Here is an 11755-nt window from a genome sequence, read left to right as displayed (position 1 = left end):
GCCACCATCGGACGCCGGCCGGGCGCGGGCATCACCCGTTCACGCGGTTCGGCCGGGCCGGGCACGCCAATGCGCCGGCAGCCTCCCGGAAATCCCGTGATTAAGCCATGCCGCAGCGTGAGCGGTCGCCGAGACTGACGCCGCACGCCATCTCCGCATCGTCTGCGACGTTCTCACCAGGGGGAGAGAGCAATGGACACGGCAGCTCCGGCACCGGACGGCGGTCGTTACCTCGCCGTCCATCACAGCGCAGAGTTCAGGGAACTACGGCGACGATCGAGCACGGTCACGCTCTGGGCCAGCGTCGCCTTCTTCGGGTGGTGGTTCCTCGGCAGCCTGCTCGCCACCTACGCTCCGGACTTCTTCCGGGAGAAGGTGGCCGGCCCGGTCAACGTGGGCCTGCTCTTCGTCTTCCTGTCGTTCGCCTTCGTGGTGACGCTCGCCGCCTTCTACCTGCGCTACGCCCGCACGCGGCTCGACCCGCTCAGCGAGAAGATCCGCGCCGACCTGGAAGGAGCGTCCCGATGAGCGTCGTCCTCGCCGACCCGCCACCCCCGGTCGACAACACGTGGGCGACGCCCGCGATCGCCGTCCCGGTCACCGTCGTCCTCGCGCTCGCGGTGCTCTACCTGGTCCGCTCGGCGCGCGCCAGCACCACCACCGCGGACGGCTTCCTGCTGGCCGACCGGCGGATCGGGCCGGTGCAGAACGCGCTGGCGGTGGCCTCCGCGCCGCTGATGTACTCGACGATGTACATCATCACCGGCCACATCGCGCTCAGCGGCTACGACGCCATCCTGCTGATGACCGCCTTCACGATGGGCACCATGCTCGCGCTGTTCCTCTTCGCCGGGCCGGTGCGCAACGTCGGCGGCTACACGCTCGGCGACCTGCTCGCGGTGCGCGTCCGGGAACGGCCGGCGCGGATGGCCTCGGCGGTGCTCACGCTGCTGACGTACGTCATGCTGACCGTGATCATGATGGCCGCCATCGCGTTCATCTTCAACCGCTGGTTCGGCGTCGACGCGCTCGTCGGCCTGGTCCTCCCGGTCTTCGTGGTCGGCCTGGTCACCGTCGGGTACGTGTACCTCGGCGGGATGCTCGGGGTCACCCGCATCCTGGTGTTCAAGCTGGTGCTGTCGGTGGTCGTGGTGGGCGTGCTGACCGCCTGGGTGCTGGCCCGCTTCGACCTGAACCTGTTCAGCCTGCTGGAGCGGGCCGAGGCCAACGCGGCGCCGGTGCCCAGCGGCAGCGACCTGCTCGGCCCGGGCCGGCTGTTCGGCGAGGGCGCGACCACGCTCGTGCACCTGTCGAAGCTGTTCGCCATCGCGGTCGGGGTGGCGGCGATCCCGTTCCTGTTCATGCGCAACTTCGCGGTGACCAGCGGGCGGGACGCGCGCCGGTCGACCGGGTGGGCGTCGATGATCATCGTCGGGTTCTACCTGTGCCTGTCCGTCGTCGGGCTGGGCGCGGTCGCGATCCTCGGCCGGGACAACATCGGCGTCATCAAGGCCCACCGCGACATCAGCTTCCCCAAGCTCGCCGACGAGCTCGGCGGACCGGTGATGGTCGGCTCCCTCGCCGGCGTCGCGGTCCTGACGATCGTCGGGGTGTTCGCGCCGCTGCTGCACAGCGCGGTGACGACGGTGACCAAGGACCTGAACGTGCTCCGGGGCCGTCGGCTGGACCCGGCCGCCGAGCTGAAGGACATCAAGCGCAACACCCTGATCATCGGCGTCGGCTCCGTCCTGCTGGCGGTGGCCATGCTGCCGGTACGGACCCACATCTTCATCCCGACCTCGATCGACGTGGCCGGCGCGGTGGTCCTGCCGATCGTCGTCTACGCGCTGTTCTGGCGCCGATTCAACACCCGCGGCCTCCAGTGGACGGTCTACGGCGGCCTCGCGCTCACCGCGTTCCTGGTGCTGTTCTCCAACGGCGTCTCGGGCGAGCCGGACGCCATCTTCCCGGACCGCAACTTCAAGTTCGTGGACGTCGAGCCCGCGCTGATCACGGTGCCGGTCGGCTTCCTGCTCGGCTACCTCGGCTCGCTCACCAGCCGGGAGCGCGACGACGCCGCCTTCGCCGAGATGCAGGTCCGGTCCCTCACCGGCGCGGTGGCCACGGGACCGGCGCGGCCGGCCGCCGTCGACGACGAGGACCGCGACGGCCGCCAGGACCGGGCGCCCAGCCCGGTGAGCTGACCATCCGCCACGGTGTGGGGCGGCCCCCTCCGCCGTCCCACACCCCCTCGGGAGGCAACTGTGGATCCGGTACCGGTTCTGGTCGTGGGCGCGGGCCCGGTCGGCATGGTCACCGCGCTGGCGCTCGCCCGTCACGGCGTCGCCTGCGTCCTCGTCGACCAGGGCTTCGAGACGTCCGTCCATCCCAAGCTGGACTACGTCAACGCCCGCAGCATGGAGTTCTTCCGGCAGTTCGGCCTCGCCGACGACGTGCGTGCCGCCGGGGTCGCGCCCGAGCACCGGTCCGACGTGATCTGGTCGACCGGCCTCGCCGGTGAGCCGATCACCAGGTGGGGCCTGCCCTCGGTCACCGAGGAGTGGCGCCGCATCGCCGAGCACAACGACGGCACCCAGCCGGCCGAGCCGGGCCAGCGGATCTCCCAGATCGACCTGGAGCCGGTCCTGCGGGCGCGCTGCCGGCGGGAACCGCTCGTCGACCTGCGCCTCGGCGTACGGTTCGACTCGCTGACCCAGGACGACGCGGGGGTCACCAGCGTGCTGGCCGACGACACCGGCGGCGAGGTCCGGCTGCGGTCGCGGTACGTCGTCGGGTGCGACGGCGCGTCGAGCCGGGTCCGCCGGGCCGTGGGGATCGGCGAGGAGGGCTTCGACGTGCCCGGCCTGCCGGGCGCGTTCATGGTGCACTTCACCAGCCGGGACCTGGACAGCCTGCACCGGCACGGCCGGTTCTGGCACTACTTCGCGTTCCGGTACGTGATCATCGCGCAGGACGAGGTGGACACCTGGACCGCGCACGTCAACGGGATCGACCCGAACGAGTTCGACGAGCCACCGGCCGACCCGGAGGCGTTCCTGCTCGACACGATCCGCACCGAGCTGCGGATCGACAAGGTGCTGCTCACCTCGCGCTGGCGTCCCGGCTTCATGCTCGCCGACCGGTACCGCGCCGGCCGGGTGCTCCTCGCCGGGGACTCGGCGCACCGGATGTTCCCCACCGGCGCGTACGGCATGAACACCGGCATCGGTGACGCCGTCGACGTGGCCTGGAAGCTCGCCGCGGTGCTCCGGGGCTTCGGCGGCCCCGCGCTGCTCGACAGCTACGACGCCGAACGCCGCCCGGTGGGGCGGCGCAACATGCACACCTCGCACCGGCACCTGGGCGTGCACCTGCGGGCGGGGGAACTGCTGCGCGACGGCGCCCCGCTGCCGTCCGTCGCGGCCTTCCTCGACGCCGAGCGGGGCGAGAACGAGTACCGGGGCATCGAGCTGGGCTACCGCTATGCCGGCTCGCCGGTGCTCCGGCCGGAGGGCCCGGCCGAACCCCCGGACGACCCGCGGGCGTACACCCCGACGACCTGGCCCGGCGCCCGCCCGCCCAGCCTCCTGCTCAGTGGCGGGCAGCAGATCTTCGACCGGTTCGACCCGGCCTCGTTCACCCTCGTGGACTTCACCGGCGACGGCGCCGCCGATCCGCTGCTGGCGGCGGCGGCCGCGCGGGGCCTGCCGGTCACCCACACCGTGGTGACCGACGCCCGGGCCCGCGAGCTGTGGGAACGCGACCTCGTCCTGCTGCGGCCGGACCACCACGTCGCCTGGCGGGGCAACACCGCGCCGCCGGACCCCGACGCCGTGGTCCAGCGCGTACGGGGTGGCGGATAGGCGCGACGTGCCGTCACCGGCGGCCGGGTCACGCGCACACGCGACCGGCGGTCCGGCTGACTCTCGACTGGAGGACAGATGCAGCAATCCGGTTCAACGGCGGAACGCAGCCCACTCGGGCCGTGGGAGGGCAAGCCGGCGGTCCAGCAACCGGACTGGCAGGACCACCCGGCGTACGCCCAGACCTGTGCGGCGTTGGCGGCGGCCCCGCCGCTGGTCCCGCCCGGGGAGGTACGGCGGCTCCGGCAGGCGTTGTCGGAGCTGGCGTCGGCCGGCGGGCTCCTGCTGCAGTTGGGCGACTGCGCCGAGAGCCTCTACGAGTGCACCCCCCGGCACACCTCGGACAAGATCGAGGTCATCGGCCGGCTGGGGGACCGGCTCAGTGAGCTCACCGGGCGCAACGTGCTGCGGGTGGGCCGGATGGCCGGGCAGTTCGCAAAGCCCCGGTCGCAGGCGACGGAGTGGCACGACGCGCTGAGTATCCCCTCCTTCCGCGGCCACATGATCAATTCCGAGCTGGCCGCGCCCGGTACGCGCAAGGCCGACCCGCGCCGCATGTGGTGGGCGTACGAGGCGAGCGACCGGGTGCAGCGGGTGCTGCGCGCCCACCGGGAGGGGGCCGGGCGGGCCGCGCGGACCGAGGGGCCCTGGTCGAGCCACGAGGCCCTCGTTGTCGACTACGAGTCCCGGCTGATCCGCCGGGACCCGGACACGGGTGAGCGCTACCTGGCGTCGACCCACCTGCCGTGGGTGGGGGAGCGGACCCGCCGCTCCGCCGAGGCGCACGTGGCCATGCTGTCCACTGTGGCGAACCCGGTCGGCTGCAAGATCGGGCCGGACGCCGACCCGGACGAGGTTCTGCGGGTGTGCGAGGCGCTCGACCCGCGGCGCGAGCCCGGCCGTCTCGTCCTGATCCCGCGGATGGGCCGGGACCGGATCCGGGAGGCCCTGCCGCCGATCGTCCGCGCGGTGGTGAACGCGGGCCACCCGGTGCTCTGGTTGAGCGACCCCATGCACGGCAACACCGTCAAGGCCTCGGTCGGCCTGAAGACGCGGCACCTCTCCGACGTGGTCACCGAGGCGCTGCGGTTCCGCGACATCCTCGACCGGCAGCGGCAGCACGCCGCCGGGCTGCACGTCGAGGTCGCCGCCGCCGACGTGACCGAGTGCGTCGGCGGTTCGGTGGCCGGCGAGGACGACCTGGCGCGTCACTACACCTCGCTGTGCGACCCCCGGCTCAACCCGGGGCAGGCCACCGAGTTGATCGAAGCGTGGGCCAAGGACACCGCGACGGTCGGCCCGGCGCCGAGGCGGCCCTGAGGTCACCGGTCCGCATGCCGACCGTTTTCGAACTGCGGGAAAATTGACAGAAGGAGACCTGCCGGAGCAAATTCGGCCAGGCTAGCCGCGCCGCAGTTCGTCGTCCACTACCTGCGTGGGTAGTGTCTACTACCCGTGCCGGGACCGTCAGTGGTGTTGCCCAGCAGGAATCCCATCGCAATGATGTGTGGGAAGGTGTAATCCTTCGATCGGTGACGCGCGCACCTCATCTTATCCGCACGGAATCCTGTCTCGGCTGAAGCGAGTGTTTCCAATGTGGGGCAACTCAAACACGCTGGAAGTGAAGGGCAACGACGAGAGATTTCCCCTGCCGGACGCAGCTACGGAGGATCGGTCTGTGCTTGGCGAGACGGTTCCGGTTTCCGCGCTGCTGCCCGGCGACTCCCCGCGACTGGCGGGAGAGAACGTCGAGCACATCCGGCTGCTGGCCGCGATGCACGACCTCCCCCCGATCCTCGTGCAGCGCGGCACGATGCGGGTGATCGACGGCATGCACCGGCTGCGGGCCGCCAAGCTGCGCGGCGACGAGACCGTACGGGTGACGTTCTTCGACGGCGACGACGCCGCGGCGTTCCTGCTCTCGGTCGACGCCAACATCAAACACGGGCTGCCGCTGTCCCGCGCCGACCGGGAGGCCGCCGCCACCCGCATCCTGCGGTTGTATCCGCAGTGGTCGGACCGCGCCGTCGCCGCCGCCGCCGGGCTGTCCCCGACCACGGTCAGCGGCATCCGGCGCCGCCTGCTGCAACCGGCGGCGCGGGAGGGCAGCCGGGTGGGACGGGACGGACGGGTCCGCCCGCTGGAAGGCTCGGCAGGCCGCCGTCGGGCCAGCGCGGTCATCGCGCTCCGGCCGGACGCGCCCCTGCGTGCCATCGCGAAGGAGGCCGGGGTGTCAGTGGGCACGGCGCGGGACGTGCGCGCCCGGCTGCAGGCGGGCCGGGACCCGGTCCTGACCCCGCAGCGGCCGGCGGCCGAGCCCGAGCCGGCCGCCGACGACGGGTCGGAGGCGCGCAGGCGCCGGCCGGGCCAGGCCCCGGCGCCGCCCGTCGACTGGCCGGCGGTACGCGGCAACCTGATCCGCGACCCCGCGGTGAAGTACGCCGAGGTGGGCCGGGCCTTCGTCCGGTGGGCCGACGGGCACGTGGTCGACCCGGCCGCCTGGCGCGAGTTCGTCGACGCCGTGCCGCCGTACTGGCGCACATCGGTGGCCGAGCTGGCCCGCTCGTGCGCCGCCGCCTGGCTGGCGTTCGCCCAGGAACTGGAGGACCGGGCGTGAAAACGGCGGTCCGCATATTTGCGGCGGTTGTCGACAGCGCGTCGAATTCCGTTGCCGTCGCCACTACCCGATCGAGTAGTGGACCGGCGTGAATAACGCGCGTTAATGTTCCTTCGATCCGCTGCCCTCATTTTCGGTGAGCACATTTGTGCGGCGGTCCAATGGAGAGGAGAATTCCCGGTGAAGATTCTGAGGCGGCCGCGGAAACGGCATCTCGGGGGTGCCGCGGCCGTCGCCGCGGCGATCGCCCTGGTGGTGTCGCTGACAAACGGTGTGTCGGCGGCCCCGCAGGCAGCGACCTTCGACCTCGACCACGGGAACGCCCTGACCGACGTCATCTACCCGGCCCTCAACACCGAGCCGCGGGTCGAGTACAGCGGCCGGCCCGGGTCCTGGGCCGCGGACCGGGCCATGCTCATCGAACTGCCGTGGTTCGACGCCCTGGCGGCGTACCACCCCACCGCGGTCGGCATCTTCTCCACCATCGGCCGCCGTCCCGCCGAGGAGCACACCACGCGCAACAAGAACATCGCCGTCATCTACTCGGCCTACACCTCGCTCAGCAAGCTCTACCCGCAGCACGAGGCGACCTGGCAGCGGATGATGGCCACCGCGGGCCTGGACCCGGCGGTCACCGCGGAGGACCGCACCACCGCCAGCGGCATCGGCATCCTCGCCGCGAAGAACGCGATGGCGGCGCGCCGCAACGACGGCACGAATCGGGACGGCGACGCGGGCGGGCGCCGCTACAACCGCGAGCCGTACGCCGACCACACCGGCTACCGGCCGGTCAACAGCCCGTACGAGCTGCGCTTCCCGTCGCGCTGGCAGCCGAACACCATCTCCAAGCGCGAGGTCGTCAACACGCAGGAGTTCGCGACGCCCCAGTTCGGCCGGGTCAAGCCGATCACCTTCGACCGGCCCGAGCAGTTCCGGCTCACCCCGCCGGTGAACCACCACCTGCTGAACCCGAAGGGCTACCGCAAGCAGGCCGACGACGTGCTGCGCGCCTCGGCCGGCCTGGACGACCGCAAGAAGATGAGCGCGGAGATCTTCAGCGACAACATCACGCCGTACGGCGCCATCGCGCACACGCTGCTGCGGGGCCGGTACAACACCGAGGACTCCGTCCGGTTCATCGTGATGACGGACGTCGCCGGGTTCGACGTGGCGATCGCGTCCTGGTACTACATGCGCAAGTACGATTCGGTGCAGCCGTTCAGCGCGATCCGCCACCTGTACCCGAACAAGAAGCTGACCGCGTGGGGCGGCCCGGGCCGGGGCACCGTCAACGACATCACCGGCACCCAATGGCGTAGCTACCTCAGCTCGGTCGCCATCGCCGCTCCGGAGTACCCGTCGGTAAACGCGGCGGTCTGCGTCGCGTACGCCCAGGTCGCGCGCCGGTTCACCGGCACCGACAAGCTGACCGTGGTGATCCCGGTGCGCAAGGGCTCCTCGATCGTGGAGCCGGGCGTGACCCCGGCCGCCGACATGATGCTGACCTGGAACAGCTACTCGGAGTGGGCCGCCGAGTGCGGGCAGAGCCGGGTCTGGGCCGGCGAGAACTTCCCCGCCTCGGTCGCGGCCGTCGACCAGTACGCGCCGCAGCTCGGTGACCGTGCCTTCGACTTCGTCCAGCGCAAGCTGAACGGGCGCTGATCCCCGCTGTACCGGTCCGCGCTGCCGGCCATGCCCTCGGGCGTGGCCGGCAGCGCGCGTTCCGACCCCCTCACCACATGTCTTGCATAGCAAGGTATCTTGCGAGGCATGGACGGGGCACGTGAGCGGATCACCACGAACATCCGCAAGGGCGTGCTGGAGTACTGCGTGCTCGCGCTGCTCTCACGGCGCGACATGTACGGCCTGGAACTGGCCGACTGGCTCGCCGTGCGCGGCCTGACCGCCAGCGAGGGCAGCCTGTATCCGCTGCTCGCCCGCATGCGGCAGGCCGGCACCGTGCAGACCCGGTGGGTGGCCCCCGAGCAGGGGCACGCCCGGCGGTACTACGCGATCACCGACCAGGGGCGGGCGCACCTGCGGGTGTTCGCGACGGTGTGGCGGGAGATCCAGCCGCACGTGGACGAGTTGATGGGGGAGGAAGGATGAGCGACGACGGCCTCCCGGAGGCGGCGTGGGCCTACCTGCGGGCGCTGGACGCGGAGTTGTCGGACGTCCCGTCCGGCACGGCGGAGGAGATCGTCGCGGATGTCCGCGCGCACATCGCCGACGCCCTCGACAGCGGGCGGAGCGCCGACGAGGTCCTCGCCGGCCTGGGTGCCGCGCCGGACGTGGCCCGGCAGGCGCGGGAGGAGCTGGGGCTACCGGACCAGGACCGCCCGGAGCGGGTCGGCCGGACGCTGTCCCTGGTCGCGTCGGCGGTCGGCGTGCTGATCGCCGTGTGCGTGAGCTTCCTGCTGCCGTCCACAGTGCCGGTCGAGCCGATCCAGGCCGACGCCGGCGAGCAGGGCGTCCTCGGCCGGCTCGGTCCGGGAATCGCGCTGCTCACGCTGCTACCGGCGCTCGTCGCGGCCGCGCCGCTCGTGGCGCCCGCCCGGGTACGCGCCGGGTCGCGGCTCGCCGGCGCGATCGCGCTGACCATGTTCGCCTGCGCGGCCGGCGAGACGGGCCTGTACTACTTCCCGCTCGCGCTGGTGGCCTGGGCGGCGGCGTTCGTGCCGTGGGCCGTGCGGCGAGGCGCCGGGGGACGGTGGTGGCACGTCCTGGCCGGTGGGATCGTGGCGATGCCCGGCGTACTCGTGGCGGTCGCGTCGGCCGGCGGCTCGGTCGGTGCCGGCTGGGTGGGCGCGGCGCTGTGGATCGCCGGGCCGGTCGCGGCCGGTGCGCTGTGCGCCTACGGATTCCGGGCCGGGTACGCGGTGACCGCGCTGGCCGGCGCGCTGGTCATGATCCTCGCGATGGCCGAGCGCGGCTTCCTGTTCGCCGCCTTCTGGCTGTTCGGCGGGCTGTACCTGGCGCTCGGCGCCGCCGGGTACGCGGCGGCGCGGCCGGCCGACGGCGACCCCGCCACCGCGCGGGCGGCCGACGGTGACCCCACCTCACCGCCCGTCGACGGCGACCCCGCCGGGGCGCCCGGCGCACCGGCCCGGCCGCGACCCGCCCCGGCCACGGAGGCGGACCCGGAGGCCGCGGCGCCGGCCGGCTAGGCCGGCACGGCCTGCTGATCCGCGGCGGCGTCGTGCGCGGCCATCGCCTCCTGGCGTCCGGGCTCCTCGCGCAGGATCGCGGCGTGCAGCCAGGCGTCCGGGATGGCGAACCCGTCCACGAGCGTGCGCATGTACGGGCGCAGCTCCTTGAGCAGCCCGTTCACCACGCTGGTGATCGTCTTCGAGCGGGCCGGGGTGAGCCGGCCGTGCTCCAGCAGCCAGCCCTTGTTCGCCTCGATCACGGTGAGCGCGTACAGGTCGCAGACCCGGGACAGCAGCTCCTTGACCGCCGGATCGGCGGTGGCGTCGATCCCGGCGACGAACGCCTCCAGCGTCACCCGGTCGATATGCGCGGCGGCGACGGCGAGGACGTGGTCCTGGACGTCGTTGAAGATGTCGAAGGGGCGATCCTTCTTGGTCGACGCGCCACCGCGCAGGCGGCGCACCGCGCTGTCGAGCAGGTGCTCCTCGCGGTCCTCGAAGAGCTTGAGCTGCCAGCCCCGGTCGGTGACCGCGACCTCGTCGTCGCGGCCCGGCACCGCGCTGACCAGACGTGCGATCAGCGCCCGGGCGGCGGTGCGCTCCAGCACCATCTCGCGTACCTGCTCGGCGACGAAGGAGGCGCGTCCCCAGCCGTCGAGCGAGCCGAACTCGTCCCGGTAACCGGTCAGCAACCCCTTGGCGACCAGTTGCAGCAGCACCGTGTTGTCGCCCTCGAACGTGGTGAAGACATCGGTGTCGGCCTTGAGGCTGGGCAGGCGGTTCTCCGACAGGTAGCCGGCGCCGCCACACGCCTCCCGGCACATCTGGATGGTGCGGGTGGCGTGCCAGGTCTGCGCCGCCTTCAGCCCGGCGGCCCGGGACTCCAGCTCCCGCTGCCGGTGTTCGTCGACCGGCCCGTCGCCGCCCTGGATCTCGTCCAGCGCCGCGACCAGCTCCGCCTGGGCGAAGGTCAGCGCGTACGTGGTGGCCAGCGCGGGCAGCAGCTTGCGCTGGTGCGCCAGGTAGTCGTTGAGCAGCACCTCGCGGTCGCCGTCGGCGTCGCTGAACTGCCGGCGGATGTCGCCGTAGCGCACCGCGATGGCCAGCGCCGCCTTGGTGGCCGCCGACGCCGCGCCGCCCACGCTCACCCGGCCCCGGACCAGGGTGCCCAGCATGGTGAAGAAGCGCCGGGAGTCGTTCTCGATCGGGCTGGAGTACGTGCCGTCCTCGGCGACCTGCGCGTACCGGTCCAGCAGCATGTCCCGCGGCACCCGCACGTGGTCGAAGCTGAGCCGCCCGTTGTCCACGCCGAGCAGGCCGGCCTTGGGTCCGGCGTCGCCGATGGTCACGCCGGGCATCGGCCGGCCGTGCTCGTCGCGGATCGGCACCAGCCAGGCGTGCACGCCGTGCCGGCGCCCGCCGGTGACGAGCTGGGCGAAGACCACAGCCATCCGCCCGTCCCGGGCCGCGTTGCCGATGTAGTCCTTGCGCGCCGCCTCGTGCGGCGTGTGCAGGTCGAAGGTCTGGGTCTGCGGGTCGTACACGCAGGTGGTGCGCAGTTGCTGCACGTCCGAGCCGTGGCCGGTCTCGGTCATCGCGAAGCAGCCGAAGAGCCGGCCCGCGACGATGTCGGGCAGGTAGGCGTCGTGGTGCCGCTTCGTGCCGAGCGCGGCGACCGCGCCGCCGAACAGGCCCCACTGGACGCCGGCCTTCACCATCAGTGACAGGTCCACCTGGGCCAGCATCTCGGTGGCGACGATCGAGGCGCCCACGTCGCCGCGGCCGCCGTACTCGACGGGGAAGCCCGAGGCGATGCCCAGTTCGACAGGGAGTTCGGACAGCAGCCGGGTGATGCGCTCGCGAGCCTGGTCACCGGTCTCGCCGTACACCGGGAGGAAGCGTTCGTCGAGGTGTTCGCGGTGCGCCCGGCGGACGTCGGCCCACCGGCCGTCAAGCGTTTCCCGCAGGCGTGCGATGTCGATGCGGCCGGCTGCGTGATCGAACATTGTCACTCCTCGGTGCAGTGGACATTTGCGTACACTCTCGGCCTGATCAACATTACCGGCGGTGATCGCGCGCCGCTGGCGGAGCGCGTGGTGAGCCCGGCCACCCCCCGGCGGTTCGGC

The 11755-nt window shown here is 72.3% G+C and carries 9 protein-coding genes; 8 read left to right on the top strand and 1 reads right to left on the bottom strand.

Translation table 11 applies throughout. The features are described 5' to 3' along the window. Window positions 1-192 precede the first annotated feature (192 nt). The 8 genes from PVK74_RS09430 (at window position 193) to PVK74_RS09395 (ending at window position 9647) form a co-directional block, all read left to right on the top strand. Window positions 193-528, top strand: coding sequence for a DUF485 domain-containing protein (locus PVK74_RS09430; RefSeq protein ID WP_069088383.1), 336 nt, complete (start codon window positions 193-195; stop codon window positions 526-528). After that, complete coding sequence (locus PVK74_RS09425) at window positions 525-2204, top strand: solute symporter family protein (RefSeq protein ID WP_051610899.1); 1680 nt, start codon at window positions 525-527, stop codon at window positions 2202-2204. The genes PVK74_RS09430 and PVK74_RS09425 overlap by 4 nt, the downstream gene beginning before the upstream one ends. Window positions 2205-2264: 60 nt before the next feature. Further along, entirely contained in the window at window positions 2265-3863 is a 1599-nt protein-coding gene (locus PVK74_RS09420) for an FAD-dependent monooxygenase (protein ID WP_199495996.1), read from the top strand. A 78-nt stretch (window positions 3864-3941) separates the two neighbouring features. After that, window positions 3942-5183, top strand: coding sequence for a 3-deoxy-7-phosphoheptulonate synthase (locus PVK74_RS09415; protein WP_274478831.1), 1242 nt, complete (start codon window positions 3942-3944; stop codon window positions 5181-5183). 358 nt (window positions 5184-5541) lie between these two features. Beyond that, on the top strand, window positions 5542-6480 hold the full coding sequence (locus PVK74_RS09410; protein WP_274478829.1) for a ParB/RepB/Spo0J family partition protein: 939 nt from the start codon (window positions 5542-5544) through the stop codon (window positions 6478-6480). Between the two features lie 180 nt (window positions 6481-6660). After that, the gene (locus PVK74_RS09405) at window positions 6661-8142 is read left to right on the top strand and encodes a DUF6851 domain-containing protein (protein WP_274478828.1); all 1482 of its coding nucleotides are present in this window, start codon (window positions 6661-6663) and stop codon (window positions 8140-8142) included. A 108-nt stretch (window positions 8143-8250) separates the two neighbouring features. Further along, window positions 8251-8589 carry a PadR family transcriptional regulator gene (locus tag PVK74_RS09400; RefSeq protein ID WP_043323114.1) on the top strand — a complete coding sequence of 113 codons (339 nt, stop codon included), beginning with the start codon at window positions 8251-8253 and terminating at the stop codon, window positions 8587-8589. Beyond that, the gene (locus tag PVK74_RS09395; RefSeq protein WP_274478826.1) at window positions 8586-9647 is read left to right on the top strand and encodes a DUF1700 domain-containing protein; all 1062 of its coding nucleotides are present in this window, start codon (window positions 8586-8588) and stop codon (window positions 9645-9647) included. Before PVK74_RS09400 ends, PVK74_RS09395 begins: the two co-directional genes overlap by 4 nt. On the opposite strand, the gene PVK74_RS09390 is transcribed toward PVK74_RS09395, so the two are convergent. Next, entirely contained in the window at window positions 9644-11635 is a 1992-nt protein-coding gene (locus PVK74_RS09390; protein ID WP_064445557.1) for an acyl-CoA dehydrogenase family protein, read from the bottom strand. The genes PVK74_RS09395 and PVK74_RS09390 overlap by 4 nt on opposite strands. Between the last annotated feature and the right edge of the window lie 120 nt (window positions 11636-11755).

The sequence above is a fragment of the Micromonospora chalcea genome, from assembly GCF_028768405.1.
GTDB lineage: Bacteria > Actinomycetota > Actinomycetes > Mycobacteriales > Micromonosporaceae > Micromonospora > Micromonospora chalcea.
The sequence above is the reverse complement of the archived record's forward strand: the minus strand, read 5'-3'. Positions and strand labels throughout refer to the sequence as shown.